Origin of the sequence: Streptomyces sp. NPDC029674, assembly GCF_044903205.1 — a bacterium.
Lineage (GTDB): Bacteria > Actinomycetota > Actinomycetes > Streptomycetales > Streptomycetaceae > Streptomyces.
Genome location: NZ_JBJDPY010000011.1, coordinates 22,071 through 37,539 on the forward strand (window position 1 = coordinate 22,071; position 15,469 = coordinate 37,539).

Sequence of the window (15,469 nt, forward strand, 5' to 3'; positions counted from 1 at the left end):
GTTTGTATGGGGCGGGGTCTTTGGCCGTGCGTTTCCCCGTGCGGGTGCGTTGTGGCTGGTCGCGCAGTTCCCCGCGCCCCTGGGGAGCCTCCGGTGAACGGCCGACGCACCGCCCTGCCGCGTGCTTCGCCGCTCGGCCCGTGCGGGTGCGTCGTGGCTGGTCGCGCAGTTCCCCGCGCCCCTGACGGGGCTCGGGCTCAGTCCGAGCCCATCGATGTTGCCTTCAGTGAGAGCCACAGCTCCATGCGGACGTCCGGGTCGTCCAGGGAGCGGCCGAGGATTTCTTCGACTCTGCGCATGCGGTAGCGGAGGGTGTGGCGGTGGACGCCGAGGTCGGCGGCGGCCGCGTCCCACTGGCCGTGGCGGGAGAGCCATGCCCGGAGGGAGGCGACGAGGTCGCCGCGGCCGGTTGCGTCGTGTTCGTGGAGGGCCCGCAGCAGGCCGTCCGCGAAGGCCCGCACCGCGTCGTCCGCGAGGAGGGGGAGGACCGATCCGGCGGCCAGTTCCTCGTGCTCGACGAGGGTGCGGCCGCGTCGGCGCGCGACGGAGAGTGCCTGCTCGGACTGCTTGTAGGCGGTGGCCGCGGCGATCGGGCCTGCCGGTGCGGAGAGGCCCATCACGAGTTCGGCCTCCTCGCCGGAAGTGCCGGAAGCCGTGGCCTCGCGCCCCGCGGTGCCCCGGCCCGCCTCCAGCGCCGCCGCGTACTCCGCGCAGGCCCGCACGCCCGCGCCGCCGTCCACGACGAGCAGTACGAGCCGCTCCCCGTACGGGACGACGAGCAACGCCTCGCCGGAGCGCGCGGCCGCCGCTTCGACGACGTCGACGAGGCCGGCGAGCGGGTCGCCGCCGCCCGAGGCGTCGGCCACCGCGGCGAGGACGGCGGCGGAGGCGGTGCCGGGAGCGGCGTCCGCGCCGTCTCCGGTGTCCGCGGCGCCCGCCCGCACCCGGGCCGCCGACGCCGACGCCACCTCGGCGACGACGAGGCGGAACGGCGCGTCCAGGAGGGAGCCGTACAGGTCGCCCGCGACGGTCCGCGCGTGGTCGGGCTCCCCCGCGAGCAGCATCCGCAGCACGGCCGCGCCGATCCGCTGCTCGGCGGCGTGCAGCGAGCGGGACCGTTCGGTGGTGAGGGTGAGCAGCGCGATGGCGGAGTGCAGCGCGTACCGCTCGGCGGTGCCGAGGGTCGACGCCGTGCCGACGGCGAGCGCGGCGCGCGGCCTGCGTCCCGTGCCGAGCGAGTGCAGTTCCACCCGGTCCTCGGCGCCCGCGACGACGGAGCTGGCGGGCGCCGGGCGCTCCCGGAGGCGCTCGACGTCGGCGGTGAGCCGGGCGGCGCGGCGCGCGGCCCACTCGGGTGCGGCAGCGACGACGGCGCCGGACGCGTCGTACAGCGCGGCCCATCCGTCGACCTGCCCGGCGAGCGAGAGGAGCAGCCCTTCGGGGCCGTCGCTCAGGGCCTGCCTGGTCAGTTCGCGCTGGGCGGCGAAGCCGGCCGTCACGGCCTGGTACTGCTCGGCGGCGATGGCCGCGGAGACGGCCTTGCTGATGGCGAGGAAGGGGGTGCGCCGCGGCACCTCGATGAGCGGCAGCCCCGCGTCGGTCGCGGCGTCGAGGAGGGCCTTGGGGATGTCGGGGTAGTGCACGCCGACGGCGAAGCCGAGCCCGACGACCCCGGCGCCGGCGAGCCGCTTCACGTAGCGCCGCATGGCCTCGGGATCCTCCGCGTCCAGCTTCAGCGCGGTGATCAGGAGGAGTTCGCCGCCCTCCATGTAGGGCACGGGGTCGGCGAGTTCGCTGGCGTGCGCCCAGCGCACGGGGGCGTCCAGGTGGTCCTCGCCCGCGCGCACCGTCAGCTTCAGCGCGGAGTGGTGGACGAGCGAGGCGAGCGTGGGCGGCATGGGACCTTCAGGTCTGCGGCAGGGATGTGGATCTTTTGGCCGGTCCGTATGAACGACCTGTGCCGATTCTGCCTCACTGTACGGTGCGGTCGGGACCGAACACTTCGTACGCGTCATCCGCGGGTCGCCGGTGCGTGCCGGACTCTCCGGGTGCCCCCTGCGGGCCGCTTCAGGCCCGCTCCGCACCGCTCGTGGCCCGTTTCCTGCCCGCCTCAGGACCGCAGGTCCACGAGCAGCGGGGGCGCGTACTCACCGCGTACGTCGGTCAGTGAGAGCACCGCGTGTCCCGGTGGCACCCCGTGTGCCAGCTCGGACGCCGACCAGCGCTCGCGTTCGACCTGACGGACGGTGACAGCGTCCCTCGTCACCGCCTTGCCGGTCACGAGCTTGCGCAGGGCGTGCAGCGCGCGGGTCATCGGCTGGTCTGCGAAGACCGCGTGCTCGGCGACCTCGCGGGTCTCGACCCACTGCTTGCCCCAGGCCTCCGCAAAGCGTCTACCGTCCCAGGTCGAGACGCCCGAGAACGCCATACGGCAGCCGACGGTCGCGTACAGCGGTCCTTGCAGCGCTTCCGGTACGTCACTCACGGTGCGCAGCGCGAGCACCACCCCGGCGTTCGCCGAGCGCAGGCGCTGGATGCCGCGGATCGTCTCGTTGGTCACGGTGCGGGTGGCGTCGTCGAGGACCAGGCAGATGAAGTGGTCGCGGTCGTCGCGGGTGTGCGCCACGGCGTTGAACTGGGCGAGGAGGAGGCGGGCGATCAACCGGGACGCTTCCGCGTGGCCGCGTTCGGGCAGGTCGACGCGGACCCGCATGGGGTGGTGCGTGACGGCGCGCAGGGAGAAGGGGCTGTCGGTGCCCGCGCCGAAGAACCCGGCGAACGCGGGCCGGTCGAGGAGGGCGAGCCGGTCGGCGAGGGCGGGGCCCGGGTCGGCGGGGCTGCCCTGCTGGCGCACGCGCGCGTCGAGTTCGCGGCGCATCACGGCGTGCTCCTCGGCGGCGAGGGCGGTGCGCAGTTGTGAGACGGCCGAGGGCACGCCTTCCAGCAGCTCGCGCAGGTCGGACACGGAGGGGAAGCGGCCGTACGCGGTCCAGTAGGGGCCGAGGAGCTGGGCCAGCGTCGTGGCGGCGCGGCGGCTGTCCACCGTTTCGAGGTCGCCGACGAGCCCTTCGGCCAGGAAGGACGCGGCCTCGTCGGGGTCCGTGGCGCCCGCGTAGAGGTCGAAGTCGTGGGTGGAGGCGGGGTCGCCGAGCTTGACGACGACGTCGTAGCCGTCGTCGTCGCCGAGCGGCGCGCCCGCGGGGCCCACCACGACGACGGCGCAGCGGCCGGTGAGGGCCTGGAGGGCCAGGGACTCCACGACGGGCCTGATCAGCCGTTCGGTCTTGCCGGCGCCGGACGGGCCGACCGCCAGGAGGGAGGTGCCGAGCACCGCGGTCTCCAGGGCGATGCCGGCGCCGCGGGCGGCCTGGGGGTTGCGGGCCTCGGGCACGCACCGGCCGATGCGCACCTGCCCGACGAGCAGGTCGTGGGGTGCGGTGCGGGAGGGCAGGTCCCGGGCGCCGGACGGGTGCGTCCAGGCGGCCGCGCCCCGGCGCAGCACGGTCTCGGTGAACGAGGCGAGCAGGGCGGGATCGCGCTGCGCCTTCCGCCAGGCCCGGCGCACCCGCACGCAGTCGACGTCGTTCATCCGCCCGGCGAGGACCTCGGCGGAGAGCGCGTCGGCCGCCTGGTTCTGGCCGGCTCCCCGCAGCTCCGGCCACTGGGAGCGGGGCGCCACCGGGGCGGGCCCCGCCGGGCGCGGCGGCAGCCGCGGGTCCCGCCCGGTCCTGGCGGACCAGCCGCGCACGACTCCCCACCAGTCGCCGAGCCGCGCGAAGGGCCAGAGGACCGCCGCGGTGATCACCGCGTACAGCCCGTAGGTGACGGTCTGCGCCTCGAAGACCTCGTATCCGCCGGTGAAGAGCGCGGTCAGGGACATCACGGGGGTGGCGACGGGCAGCGCGTCCCAGGACACCCCGGGAAAGGCTTCCGGCCAGACGAACATCAGGACGATCAGCGCGCCGAGCACCGAGCGGATCACCCGGACGGGCTGTTCCCTACGGGCGACGAGATGCCTGAACGCCTCGGTCCAGTTGCCGAGGCGGCCGACGCCGTACACCACGAGGCCGAAGAAGGCCCCGTCGACGACCGTCAGGTACTCGGCGCCCTCCCAGTGCTGCTCCTTCGGGCGCAGCGTCCCCGCATAGAACCACTCCTCCGGGATGAACAGCTTGATGAGCGTCGTCTGATAGGGCAGGGCTCCACGCCGCCACACGGACCAGATGAACAGGCCGAGGAGCAGCGAGATGAGCAGACCGGCCACCAGGGCCCGGTCCATCCGCCGGCCGTCCTGGCCGTCCGGCGGCGGCGGGACGTGGCGGAACCGCCAGATGCCGAGGTCGGCCTTCGGGCGCGGCGCGCTCAGCCAGTCGGCGGTGTCCGAGAGGTGCGAGGGCGGGCGGCGCGGCACCGGCGGCTGGGCGGCGGGCGGCCGGGCGGGGGCGGGCGGCAGGGTGGGCGGCGTGGCCGGCGGGCCCGCGGGCAGGCGCGGCGAGCTCTCCGCCGGGCGCGGCACAGGGGTGGCGTGCGTGCCCCGCGCGTCCTGCGTGCCGTCGGAATCCATGATTCTTGCCCCCTGGCCTGCCGCTCTCCTGGTTCGCGGGCCAATCTACTGTCCCCACAAGGGGAGTTCATCGGGTACGCGCCCGGGACCCGCGGGAACGCGGCAGCTCGGGGCGGGCCGCGGGCGGCCCGGGGCGGCACCTCCGCTATGTCCACCGCCCGCGGCCGCCTATGTCCATCACGGACAACGGCCGCGCCCAACGACTCCCGTGTGGAGCATGCCCACCCCCTGGCGCCACCCCTAACCTGCGAAGAAAGCAGTAGAGCGTCCGTAACGTCGCCCCACCCCCGTCAGCAACAGGAGCCCCTCATGACTGCCCTTCCGCAGGAGCGCCGCGTCGTCACCGCCATCCCCGGTCCGAAGTCGCAGGAGCTGCAGGCACGCCGTACCGCCGTGGTCGCCGGTGGCGTGGGCTCCGTGCTGCCCGTCTTCACCGCCCGCGCGGGCGGCGGCATCATCGAGGACGTCGACGGCAACCGTCTGATCGACTTCGGCTCCGGCATCGCCGTGACGTCCGTCGGCGCCTCCGCCGAGGCCGTCGTGCGCCGGGCCTCCGCCCAGCTCCAGGACTTCACCCATACCTGTTTCATGGTCACGCCGTACGAGGGCTACGTCGCCGTCGCCGAGGCGCTTGCGGAGCTCACGCCGGGTGACCACGAGAAGAAGTCGGCGCTGTTCAACTCCGGCGCCGAGGCCGTCGAGAACGCCGTCAAGATCGCCCGCGCCTACACCAAGCGCCAGGCCGTCGTCGTCTTCGACCACGGCTACCACGGCCGCACCAACCTCACGATGGCGCTGACCGCCAAGAACATGCCGTACAAGCACGGCTTCGGTCCGTTCGCGCCCGAGGTCTACCGCGTCCCTGTCGCCTACGGCTACCGCTGGCCGACCGGCGCCGAGAACGCCGGACCCGAGGCCGCCAAGCAGGCCATCGACATGATCAACAAGCAGGTCGGCGCCGAGAACGTCGCCGCGATCATCATCGAGCCGGTGCTCGGCGAGGGCGGCTTCATCGAGCCCTCGAAGGGCTTCCTGCCGGAGATCGTGAAGTTCGCCAACGACAACGGCATCGTCTTCGTCGCGGACGAGATCCAGTCCGGCTTCTGCCGCACCGGCCAGTGGTTCGCCTGCGAGGACGAGGGCATCGTCCCCGACCTGATCACCACCGCCAAGGGCATCGCGGGCGGTCTGCCGCTCGCCGCCGTCACGGGCCGCGCCGAGATCATGGACGCCCCGCACTCGGGCGGCCTCGGTGGCACCTACGGCGGCAACCCGGTGGCCTGCGCCGGTGCGCTCGGCGCCATCGAGACGATGAAGGAGCTCGACCTCAACGCCAAGGCGAAGAACATCGAGGCCACCATGAAGGCCCGGCTCTCCGCCATGGCCGAGAAGTTCGACATCATCGGCGACATCCGTGGCCGCGGCGCCATGATCGCCATCGAGCTGGTCAAGGACCGCACGACCAAGGAGCCCCACCCGGAGGCCACCGCCGCCCTGGCCAAGGCCTGCCACGCGGAGGGCCTGCTCGTGCTGACCTGCGGCACGTACGGCAACGTGCTGCGCTTCCTGCCGCCGCTGGTCATCGGCGACGACCTGCTGAACGAGGGCCTGGACATCATCGAGGGCGCATTCGCCCGCGTCTGAGCGTCCGCGCCGGGCGGGAACCGTCAGGGCGGGGACCGTCGGGGCGTGTGAAGAAGGTGTGCGGGCCCCATGTCGGGTTGCGGATCCACCTGTCGGGCCGCAACCGGCTGCCGTACGGTTTCTGCAGTTGAGAGAAACACCCCGCCCACAGGGGACTGTGGGCGACACCACGGCGGAGCCTCCCCAGCCCCGTCCTGGTAGTGCCTTCGCGCACACACCCGGAGCCACTGGCTCCGGAACTCCTCACCGATCGGACGGCCGCTCGCCCCACACCCCCCGGGGCGCGCGGACCACCGATCCGGTAGGCCGCCTCGGAGACTCCCCCCGACGGGCCCGCGCGAGCAGGCCCCCTCGGACAGTCCGGGCCGGCCGGCCGACCGAAGGGCTGGCACACTCCCCCCCTTGTGCCGGCCCTTCGGCATGTCCGCACGCCGCACCGCACCCTCGCGTACGCACGGGCGATCATCCCTGCCAGGCTGTGGCCCATGTCCGCACCACCCGTCCCCCGGCGCCCGGCCCTGTCGCTCGCCCTGTGCGCCCTGCTCCTCGCGCTCCTCACCTGGCCCGTGGCCGCCGGCGGGCCGCTGCGCCGGGCCGACGAACGCGCGGCGGGCGCGCTGGCCGACAGCCCCTTCCCCGACCGCGCGGCCGAGTTCCTGGCCGACCTGGGCAACGTCACGGTCGCGGTCCCGGTCCTCGTGGCCGTCCTCGCGTACACCGCCTGGCGCGCCCGCCGTGCCGGTACGTTCCGCTGGTGGCTGCCCGCCGCGGCCGCCGTCACCATGGCCGCGGTGCCCGCCCTCGTCGCCCCGCTCAAGGCGCTGATCGACCGCCCGGGCCCGCCCGGCACGGCCGGCCACGGCAGCTACTACCCCTCGGGGCACACGGCGACGGCCGCGGTCGCCTATGGAGCGGCGGTCCTGCTTCTGCTGCCCCTGCTGCGCGGCGCGTACGGCCGGCGCGCACTGGTCGTCGGATGCGTGCTGTTGAACGTCGGCGTCGGGTTCGGGCTGGTGCGGCGGGGCTACCACTGGCCGCTGGACGTGGTCGCGAGCTGGTGTCTGTCCGCGCTGCTGTTGCAGGTGATGGTGCTGGTGATCAGCGTGACGGGCCGGAGACAGCGCCGGTAGGAGCTCACTCCCCGTCCCGCGCGTCCCGTGCCAGGCCCGCGGCCGCCTCGTGCATCGCCAGTTCCAGGAGCGCCGGATCGGTCAGCGTGCCGGAGCCGTCCGGCGGGACCAGCCAGCGGACGCCGCCCGCCGCCCGGCCCGGGTAGGGCACGACGATCCAGGTGCCGCTACCCGCGCCGCGCACGCCCGTGCCGAGCCAGCGGGAGACCGTGCCCGCCGGCACGAAGAACCCCATGCGCTGGTCTCCGAAGTCGGCGAGCACGGGGCCCGGGTGGTCGACGCAGCGGGTCAGCACGTCGAGCGTGGCGTGGCCGAGTCCGCCGGGCAGGATCAGCACGTCCCACCGCCGCCCGGCGGGCAGCAGGGTCACCCCCAGGGGATTGCGCTCCCAGTCCCATCGGCAGGCCTGCGGATCCGGCGCCACCGACACCAGCCACTCGACCGCCGACTTAGCCCCCGAACCACCTGAGCCAGACATACCGGGCCTCCCTTTCCTGTGCGACAACGGTGTGCGTCACAGGGAGAGAGGGGCCCACGGGCCGGGCATTACGCGGGTTCCTGCTACCAGTTGGTAGTGAAGGGGGCACAAGTGGACAGCGGGGCGTGCGCCGGTTGATCACGCCCCGCTCAGCCACGCCTCGGTGGCGGGGGCTCAGCTGTCGAAGCCGAGTCCCAGTCCGTCCATCGTCTTGAGCCAGAGGTTCCGCTTGCCGCCGTTGGCGTCGGACCTGGCCAGCGACCACTTGGTCAGCGCGACGCCGGTCCACGCGAACGGCTCGGGCGGGAACGGCAGCGGTTTCGTGCGGACCATCTCCAGGTCCGTACGCTCGGTCCGCTCGCCGGAGAGCAGGTCCAGCATCACGTCGGCGCCGAACCGGGTGGCCCCGACACCGAGACCCGTGTAGCCCGCCGCGTACGCGACGCGGCCCTTGTGCGCCGTGCCGAAGAAGGCCGAGAAGCGCGAGCACGTGTCGATCGCGCCGCCCCACGCGTGCGTGAAGCGCACCCCCTCCAGCTGCGGGAAGCAGGTGAAGAAGTGCCCGGCGAGCTTCGCGTAGGTCTCGGGCCGGTCGTCGTACTCGGCCCGCACCTTCCCGCCGAACGGGTAGATCGCGTCGTAACCGCCCCACAGGACGCGGTTGTCGGCGGAGAGCCGGAAGTAGTGGAACTGGTTGGCGCTGTCGCCGAGGCCCTGGCGGTTCTGCCAGCCGATCGCGGCGAGCTGGTCGTCGGTCAGCGGCTCGGTCATCAGCGCGTAGTCGTAGACCGGCACGGTGTACGGGCGCAGCCGCTTGACCAGCGAGGGGAAGATGTTCGTGGCGAGCGCGACCCGGCGGGCGAAGACCCTGCCGTACGGCGTGCGGATCGCCATGCCGGCGCCGGCCGCGGCCAGCTCCAGCGCGGGTGTGTGCTCGTAGAAGCGAACCCCCTTCTCCAGGCAGACGCGCTTCAGGCCCCACGCCAGCTTCGCCGGGTGCAGCATGGCGACGCCGTCGCGGTCCCAGAGCCCGCCGAGGAACGTGGGCGAGTCGACGTGCTCGCGCAGGGCGTCCGCGTCGAGGAGTTCGGCGCCGCCGGCCAGGCCGTGCGCCGCCATCTCCTCGTACGTCTCGCGGAGTTCGGCCAGCTGGTGCGGCTCGGTGGCGACGTCGATCTCGCCGGTGCGCTCGAAGTCGCAGTCGATGGAGTAGCGCTTGACGGCCGCCTCGATCTCGTCGAGGTTGCGGGCGCCGAGCTCCTCCAGCTTCGCGATCTCGGCGGGCCAGCGGGAGAGGCCGTTGCTGATGCCGTGCGTGAGGGAGGCGGCGCAGAAGCCGCCGTTGCGGCCGGAGGCGGCCCAGCCCGCCTCGCGGCCCTCGACGAGGACGACATCGCGCTCCGGGTCGCGCTCCTTGGCGATGAGCGCGGTCCACAGTCCGCTGTATCCGCCGCCGACGACGAGCAGGTCGCAGCGGTCGTCGCCGGTGAGGGCGGGCTCGGGGGCGGGCCTGCCGGGGTCGTCCAGCCAGTACGAGACCGGCCGGGCGCCGGAGAGGGACTTGGTCCAACGGGTCATGGCGCTTGGGGCCATGATTTCCACTCCTTCAGAAATGGCGGGGATCACTCGGCAATGGGGGGATTACCGGGGCTGCTTGTTGCGGCGCTTGCCGGCCAGCATTCCGGCGAGCACGAGAAGCACGGCGACGAGGAACATCGCCGTACCGATCACATTGATCTGAACGGGCGTGCCGCGCTGCGCGGATCCCCAGACGAACATGGGGAACGTCACGGTCGAGCCCGCGTTGAAATTCGTGATGATGAAGTCGTCGAAGGAGAGCGCGAAGGCGAGCAGCGCGCCCGCCGCGATTCCCGGTGCGGCAATCGGCAGCGTGACCCGGAGGAAGGTCTGCACGGGGCCCGCGTAAAGGTCCTGCGCGGCCTGTTCCAGGCGCGGGTCCATCGACATGACGCGCGCCTTGACGGCGGTCACCACGAAGCTGAGGCAGAACATGATGTGCGCGATGAGGACGGTCCAGAAACCGAGCTGCGCGCCCATGTTGAGGAAGAGGGTGAGCAGCGAGGCGGCCATGACCACCTCGGGCATCGCCATGGGCAGGAAGATCAGCGAGTTGATGGCGCCGCGCGCGCGGAACCGGTAGCGCACGAGCGCGAAGGCGATCATCGTGCCGAGCACGGTCGCGCCGATCGTCGCCCAGGTGGCGATCTGCAGGCTCAGCGAGAGCGACCCGCACATGTCGGCGACCCCGCACGGGTCCTTCCACGCGTCGAGCGAGAATTCCTGCCAGGAGTAATTGAAGCGCCCCTTCGGCTTGTTGAAGGAGAACACCGTCACGACGATGTTCGGAAGGAGCAGGTACGCGAGCGTCAGCAGGCCCGCGATGACGACGACATTGCGCCGGAGCCAGCGGAAGAGGGCGGCCATCAGACGAGATCCTCCGTCCCCGACTTGCGGATGTAGAAGGTCACCATGAACAGGATGGCGGCCATGAGAATGAAGGAGAGCGCCGCGGCCGTCGGGTAATCCAGAATGCGCAGGAACTGCGTCTGGATGACGTTTCCGACCATGCGGGTGTCGGTGGAGCCGAGGAGGTCCGCGTTCACGTAGTCGCCCGCCGCGGGAATGAAGGTGAGCAGCGTCCCGGAGACGACGCCCGGCATGGAGAGCGGGAACGTCACCTTGCGGAAGGTGGTGGACGGCTTGGCGTAGAGGTCGCCCGCGGCCTCGTGCAGCCGGCCGTCGATGCGCTCCAGCGAGGTGTAGAGCGGCAGGATCATGAACGGCAGGAAGTTGTACGTGAGTCCGCAGATCACCGCCAGCGGCGTGGCGAGGACCCGGTCGCCGGCCGTGACGCCGAGCCAGCTGGTGACGTCGAGGACGTGCAGGGAGTTGAGGGCGCCGACGACGGGGCCGCCGTCCGCGAGGATCGTCTTCCAGGCCAGCGTGCGGATGAGGAAGCTGGTGAAGAACGGCGCGATGACCAGGACGAGGATGATGTTGCGCCAGCGGCCCGCGCGGAACGCGATGAGGTAGGCGAGCGGATAGCCGAGCAGCAGGCACAGGACCGTGGCGGCGCCCGCGTAGAGCACCGAGCGCAGGAACTGCGGCCAGTAGTCGGTGAGCGCGTCCCAGTAGGTGGCGAAGTGCCAGGTGACCTTGAAGCCCTCTTCGAGGGACCCGGTCTGCACGGAGGTCGACGCCTGGTAGACGAGGGGCAGCGCGAAGAAGACGACGAGCCAGAGGATGCCGGGGAGCAGCAGCCAGTAGGGGACGAGCCGCCCGCGCTTGCGCGGCGCGCGTGCGGGTGGCTCCTCCGGGGCGGGCGCCTTCGGCGGCGGTGCGTCGGTCACGGTCGTCATGCGGAGGTGTCCTCCTCGACCTTCTCGACGCCCGCCTCGACATCCTGGGCGGCGTCCAGGCCGAAGGTGTGCGCGGGGTTCCAGTGCAGGACGACCTCGGCGCCCGGGGTGAGGCGGGTGTCGCGCTCGATGTTCTGTGCGTACACCTCGAAGGACGGGCAGACGGGACTCTGGACGACGTACTGCGTCGATACGCCGATGAAGCTGCTGTCGGCGATGCGTCCGGTGATGCGGTTGCGGCCCTCGGGGATCCGCCCCGCGTCGTCGGCGTGCGTGAGGGAGATCTTCTCGGGCCGTACGCCGACCAGGATCTTGCCGCCGGTGGCGGTGGGGCCGGTACATCGGGCGGTGGGCAGCGTCAGCTTGCAGTCGCCCGCCTTGACGACGAGGTCGTCGCCGCTCCTGGCATCGACATCCGCCTCGATGAAGTTCGAGGTGCCGAGGAAGTTGGCGACGAACGTGGTCCGCGGGTTCTCGTAGAGGTCGGCGGGGGCGCCGAGCTGCTCGACGCGGCCGCCGTTCATCACGGCCACGGTGTCGGCCATGGTCATGGCCTCCTCCTGGTCGTGCGTGACGTGCACGAAGGTGATGCCGACCTCGGTCTGGATGCGCTTGAGCTCCAGCTGCATCTGCCGGCGCAGCTTCAGGTCGAGGGCGCCGAGCGGCTCGTCGAGGAGGAGCACCTTGGGGTGGTTGATGAGCGCGCGGGCGACGGCGACGCGCTGCTGCTGGCCGCCGGAGAGCTGGTGCGGCTTCTTGCGGGCCTGCTCGCCGAGCTGCACCAGGTCGAGCATCTCGCCGACCTGCTTCTTCACCGACTTGATGCCGCGCCGGCGCAGTCCGAAGGCGACGTTCTCGAAGATGTCGAGGTGCGGGAAGAGCGCGTACGACTGGAAGACGGTGTTCACCGGCCGCTTGTAGGGCGGCAGGGCCGTGACGTCCTGGTCGCCGAGGCGGACCGTGCCGGAGCTCGGCTCCTCCAGACCCGCGATCATACGGAGCGTGGTGGTCTTGCCGCAGCCGGACGCGCCGAGCAACGCGAAGAACGAACCCTGCGGCACGGTGAGGTCGAGCGGGTGCACGGCGGTGAACGAGCCGTACGTCTTGCTGATCCCGGCGAGACGGACGTCGCCGCCGGTTTCTTGAGCAGAGGTCATGGTGGGTCCAGGGGAAGTCGAGGGGGAACAGGGGGCGCCCCTTCAGGGGCGCGGGGCGGTGACACGTGCGGCTCCGCCGCGTGGGCGCGACCAGCCACAGACGGTCCGCAGACGTGATCCGGTCCAGCCCAGTGCTACGTACCCGTGAGGCGCGCGAACTTCTGTTCGTACGCGGCCTCTTCCTTCGGCGTCAGCGACCGGAACGCCCGGGACTTCTCCTTCATCTCCCGGTCGGGGATGATCAGCGGATTCGCCGCCGCGTCCGCGTCGATCTTCGCGAGAGCGTCCCGCACGCCGTCGACCGGACAGACGTAGTTGATGTACGCCGCGAGGCGGGCCGCCGGCTCCGGCTCGTAGTAGTAGTCGATGAGCCGCTCGGCGTTCTTCTTGTGCCGCGCCTTGTTCGGGACCAGGAGGTTGTCCGTGGACGTGATGTAACCCTGGTCGGGGATGTGGAAGTCGACGTCCGGGTTGTCGGCCTGGAGCTGCACGATGTCGCCGGCCCAGCCGAGGCAGGCGGCCATGTCGCCCTTGGCGAGGTCCGAGGTGTAGTCGTTGCCGGTGAAGCGGCGGATCTGCTTCTTGTCGACGGCCTTCTGGAGGCGGGCGATGGCCGCGTCGAAGTCGTCGTCGGTGAAGTCCGCGGGGTCCTTGTCCAGGTCGAGCAGTGTCATGCCGACGGTGTCGCGCATCTCGGAGAGGAACCCGACGCGCCCCTTCAGTTTGGGGTCGTCGAGCAGCTGCGACACCGACGTGATCTTCTTCCCGCCGGTCGCCTTCTTGTTGTACGCGATGACCGTGGAGATGCCGGTCCAGGGGTACGAGTAGGCGCGCCCCGGGTCCCAGTCGGGGTTGCGGAACTGGGCGGACAGGTTGGCGTACGCGTGGGGCAGGTTGGCCGGGTCCAGTTTCTGGACCCACCCGAAACGGATGAGCCTGGCCGCCAGCCAGTCGGTGACGCAGATGAGGTCGCGTCCGGTCTCCTGGCCCGCGGCGAGCTGAGGTTTGAGCTTTCCGAAGAACTCGACGTTGTCGTTGATGTCCTCGGTGTACTTGACCTCGATCCCGGTGCGTTTCGTGAACGCTCCGAGGGTGGGCCGCCGGTTCTTGTCCTTCTCGTCGACGTCCATGTACTCGGTCCAGTTGGAGAAGGCGATCCGCTTCTCCTCCGCCGAGTGGTCCTCGGACGAGACATCGCCCTGGCCCTTGCCCGCCGCGGGGATCCCGCAGGCGCTGAGCGCCCCGAGCCCGCCGACGGCGAGCGCGCCGCCCGTCGCGGCGCGCAGCATGCCGCGGCGGGTCAGGGAGGCCCTGCCGTTCCTGAGGCTGCGCCGCATGGCGGCCCGCTGGGCCGGGGTGAAGGGGTCGGGCTCGTACTGCTCCATGCGCGTGGTTGCCCTTTCGGGAGGAAGGCGGCCGCCGGTCGTGCGGCCTGTGACGACGTGGTTACGTGGTTACCGGTCCCCGAAGATCGTGCGGTGCCAGTCCTTGCGGACCACCGCCGTGTTGTCGAACATGACGTGCTTGATTTGCGTGTACTCCTCGAACGAGTACGCGGACATGTCCTTTCCGTAGCCGGACGCCTTGTATCCGCCGTGCGGCATCTCGCTGAGGATCGGGATGTGGTCGTTGACCCAGACGCAGCCGGCCTTGATCTCGCGGGTCGCGCGGTTGGCGCGGAACACGTCGCGGCTCCAGGCGGAGGCGGCGAGGCCGTACGGGGTGTCGTTGGCGAGCCGGATGCCCTCGTCGTCGCTGTCGAAGGGGACCACGACGAGCACGGGGCCGAAGATCTCCGACTGCACGATCTCGCTGTCCTGCGCGGCGTCGGCGATGAGCGTGGGCTTGTAGAACGCGCCGGGGTGCTGGAGCACCTCTCCGCCGGTCACCACGCGCGCGTAGGAACGGGCCCGGTCGACGAAACCGGCGACGCGGTCGCGGTGCACGTGCGAGATGAGGGGCCCCATGTCGGTGCTGGGGTCGAAGGGGTCGCCGAGCCGCACGCTCTCCATGAGGTCGGCGACGCCCTGGACGAAGGCTTCGTAGAGCGGCCGCTGCACGTACGCGCGCGTGGCGGCCGTGCAGTCCTGCCCGGAGTTGATGAGCGCGCCGGCGACCGCGCCGTGCACGGCGGCCTCGAGATCGGCGTCGTCGAACACCACGAAGGGCGCCTTGCCGCCGAGCTCCAGGTGCAGCCGCTTGACGGTGGCGGTGGCGATCTCGGCGACACGCTTGCCGACGCCGGTGGACCCGGTGAAGGAGGTCATGGCGACGTCGGGGTGCCCGACGAGATGCTCACCGGCGTCCTTCCCGGCGCCCGTGACGATGTTGACGACGCCGTCGGGGATGCCGGCCTCCGTCGCCGCCTGCGCGAAGAGGAGCGAGGTGAAGGGGGTGAGTTCGGCGGGCTTCAGGACGATGGTGTTGCCCGCCGCGATCGCCGGGAGCACCTTCCAGGCGGCCATCTGGAGCGGATAGTTCCAGGGCGCGATGGACCCGACGACACCGATCGGCTCACGGCGTACGTACGAGGTGTGGTCGCCGGAGTACTCACCGGCCGACTGGCCCTGGAGGTGCCGGGCCGCGCCCGCGAAGAAGGCGGTGTTGTCGACGGTGCCGGGGACGTCGAACTCCCGGCTCAGCTTGATCGGCTTGCCGCACTGCACCGACTCGGCCTGCGCGAATTCCTCGGCGCGGTCGGCAAGTACGCCCGCGAAGCGGTGCATGGCGTCCGAGCGCTCGCCCGGAGTGGCACCCGCCCAGCCCGGGAAGGCCTCGGCGGCCGCGGCGACGGCGGCGTCGACGTCGTCCGTCCCCGCGAGCTCGTACGTGTAGACCTCATCGGCGGTGGCGGGGTCCACGACGGCGTGGGTCCGGCCCGACGTGCCCTTGGTCAGCCGTCCGGCGATGTACTGCGCACCGTCCGCGAAATGGTCCCGCGCCTGGAAGTTGTGCATGACGCTCTCCTCCGCCACCCGCCCCGTCCCGCGGGGGTCGGCGTAGCTCCAGATCGATTTGAGTGCCGATCCTGACAGAGCAGTGATAGTCCAACAAGTGATTCCGTTGTTGCCTTTTGGTTACGCGACGGAATCTGTCGACCAGGTGTCGAGTCGGCC

At 71.6% G+C, this 15,469-nt stretch carries 11 protein-coding genes and 1 pseudogene; 3 read left to right on the forward strand and 9 right to left on the reverse strand.

Annotated elements, in window-relative coordinates; genetic code table 11:
• Positions 1 to 197: 197 nt before the first annotated feature.
• Positions 198 to 1,898, reverse strand: coding sequence for a PucR family transcriptional regulator (locus ACI2L3_RS25320; protein ID WP_404754690.1), 1,701 nt, complete (start codon positions 1,896 to 1,898; stop codon positions 198 to 200).
• A gap of 212 nt (positions 1,899 to 2,110) precedes the next feature.
• Complete coding sequence (locus tag ACI2L3_RS25325; protein WP_404754691.1) at positions 2,111 to 4,564, reverse strand: ATP/GTP-binding protein; 2,454 nt, start codon at positions 4,562 to 4,564, stop codon at positions 2,111 to 2,113.
• Positions 4,565 to 4,873: 309 nt separating this feature from the next.
• Here ACI2L3_RS25325 and gabT point away from each other — a divergent pair, with 309 nt between their 5' ends.
• The 3 genes and pseudogenes from gabT to ACI2L3_RS25340 all read left to right on the forward strand — a co-directional run bounded on the left by gabT (position 4,874) and on the right by ACI2L3_RS25340 (position 7,338).
• Positions 4,874 to 6,208, forward strand: coding sequence for a 4-aminobutyrate--2-oxoglutarate transaminase (gene gabT / locus ACI2L3_RS25330; protein WP_404754692.1), 1,335 nt, complete (start codon positions 4,874 to 4,876; stop codon positions 6,206 to 6,208).
• Between the two features lie 127 nt (positions 6,209 to 6,335).
• Positions 6,336 to 6,528: pseudogene (locus tag ACI2L3_RS25335) on the forward strand (phosphoesterase); the annotation flags it as partial.
• A gap of 165 nt (positions 6,529 to 6,693) precedes the next feature.
• A complete protein-coding gene (locus ACI2L3_RS25340; RefSeq protein ID WP_404754892.1) occupies positions 6,694 to 7,338 on the forward strand; it encodes a phosphatase PAP2 family protein in 645 nt (214 codons plus the stop codon).
• 4 nt (positions 7,339 to 7,342) lie between these two features.
• Here ACI2L3_RS25340 and ACI2L3_RS25345 read toward each other — a convergent pair whose 3' ends face one another.
• The 7 genes from ACI2L3_RS25345 to ACI2L3_RS25375 all read right to left on the reverse strand — a co-directional run bounded on the left by ACI2L3_RS25345 (position 7,343) and on the right by ACI2L3_RS25375 (position 15,310).
• A complete protein-coding gene (locus ACI2L3_RS25345) occupies positions 7,343 to 7,816 on the reverse strand; it encodes a hypothetical protein (RefSeq protein ID WP_404754693.1) in 474 nt (157 codons plus the stop codon).
• Between the two features lie 174 nt (positions 7,817 to 7,990).
• Positions 7,991 to 9,409, reverse strand: a complete 1,419-nt coding sequence (locus ACI2L3_RS25350; RefSeq protein ID WP_404754694.1) for an NAD(P)/FAD-dependent oxidoreductase — start codon at positions 9,407 to 9,409, stop codon at positions 7,991 to 7,993.
• A 48-nt stretch (positions 9,410 to 9,457) separates the two neighbouring features.
• Positions 9,458 to 10,261, reverse strand: coding sequence for an ABC transporter permease (locus ACI2L3_RS25355; RefSeq protein WP_404754695.1), 804 nt, complete (start codon positions 10,259 to 10,261; stop codon positions 9,458 to 9,460).
• Positions 10,261 to 11,196, reverse strand: a complete 936-nt coding sequence (locus tag ACI2L3_RS25360) for an ABC transporter permease (protein WP_404754696.1) — start codon at positions 11,194 to 11,196, stop codon at positions 10,261 to 10,263. Before ACI2L3_RS25360 ends, ACI2L3_RS25355 begins: the two co-directional genes overlap by 1 nt.
• Complete coding sequence (locus ACI2L3_RS25365; RefSeq protein ID WP_404754697.1) at positions 11,193 to 12,353, reverse strand: ABC transporter ATP-binding protein; 1,161 nt, start codon at positions 12,351 to 12,353, stop codon at positions 11,193 to 11,195. The genes ACI2L3_RS25360 and ACI2L3_RS25365 overlap by 4 nt, the downstream gene beginning before the upstream one ends.
• Positions 12,354 to 12,487: 134 nt before the next feature.
• Complete coding sequence (locus tag ACI2L3_RS25370) at positions 12,488 to 13,738, reverse strand: spermidine/putrescine ABC transporter substrate-binding protein (protein WP_404754698.1); 1,251 nt, start codon at positions 13,736 to 13,738, stop codon at positions 12,488 to 12,490.
• Between the two features lie 69 nt (positions 13,739 to 13,807).
• On the reverse strand, positions 13,808 to 15,310 hold the full coding sequence (locus tag ACI2L3_RS25375) for a gamma-aminobutyraldehyde dehydrogenase (protein WP_404754699.1): 1,503 nt from the start codon (positions 15,308 to 15,310) through the stop codon (positions 13,808 to 13,810).
• Positions 15,311 to 15,469 lie beyond the last annotated feature (159 nt).

Bases quoted from the DNA above. Each gene is read 5' to 3' on its own strand.
- ACI2L3_RS25375 (WP_404754699.1), bottom strand. From the start codon at position 15,310: ATGCACAACTTCCAGGCGCGGGACCATTTCGCGGACGGTGCGCAGTAC.
- ACI2L3_RS25350 (WP_404754694.1), bottom strand. From the start codon at position 9,409: ATGGCCCCAAGCGCCATGACCCGTTGGACCAAGTCCCTCTCCGGCGCC.
- ACI2L3_RS25365 (WP_404754697.1), bottom strand. From the start codon at position 12,353: ATGACCTCTGCTCAAGAAACCGGCGGCGACGTCCGTCTCGCCGGGATC.
- gabT (WP_404754692.1), top strand. From the start codon at position 4,874: ATGACTGCCCTTCCGCAGGAGCGCCGCGTCGTCACCGCCATCCCCGGT.
- ACI2L3_RS25325 (WP_404754691.1), bottom strand. From the start codon at position 4,564: ATGGATTCCGACGGCACGCAGGACGCGCGGGGCACGCACGCCACCCCT.
- ACI2L3_RS25320 (WP_404754690.1), bottom strand. From the start codon at position 1,898: ATGCCGCCCACGCTCGCCTCGCTCGTCCACCACTCCGCGCTGAAGCTG.
- ACI2L3_RS25355 (WP_404754695.1), bottom strand. From the start codon at position 10,261: ATGGCCGCCCTCTTCCGCTGGCTCCGGCGCAATGTCGTCGTCATCGCG.
- ACI2L3_RS25370 (WP_404754698.1), bottom strand. From the start codon at position 13,738: ATGGAGCAGTACGAGCCCGACCCCTTCACCCCGGCCCAGCGGGCCGCC.
- ACI2L3_RS25340 (WP_404754892.1), top strand. From the start codon at position 6,694: ATGTCCGCACCACCCGTCCCCCGGCGCCCGGCCCTGTCGCTCGCCCTG.
- ACI2L3_RS25345 (WP_404754693.1), bottom strand. From the start codon at position 7,816: ATGTCTGGCTCAGGTGGTTCGGGGGCTAAGTCGGCGGTCGAGTGGCTG.
- ACI2L3_RS25360 (WP_404754696.1), bottom strand. From the start codon at position 11,196: ATGACGACCGTGACCGACGCACCGCCGCCGAAGGCGCCCGCCCCGGAG.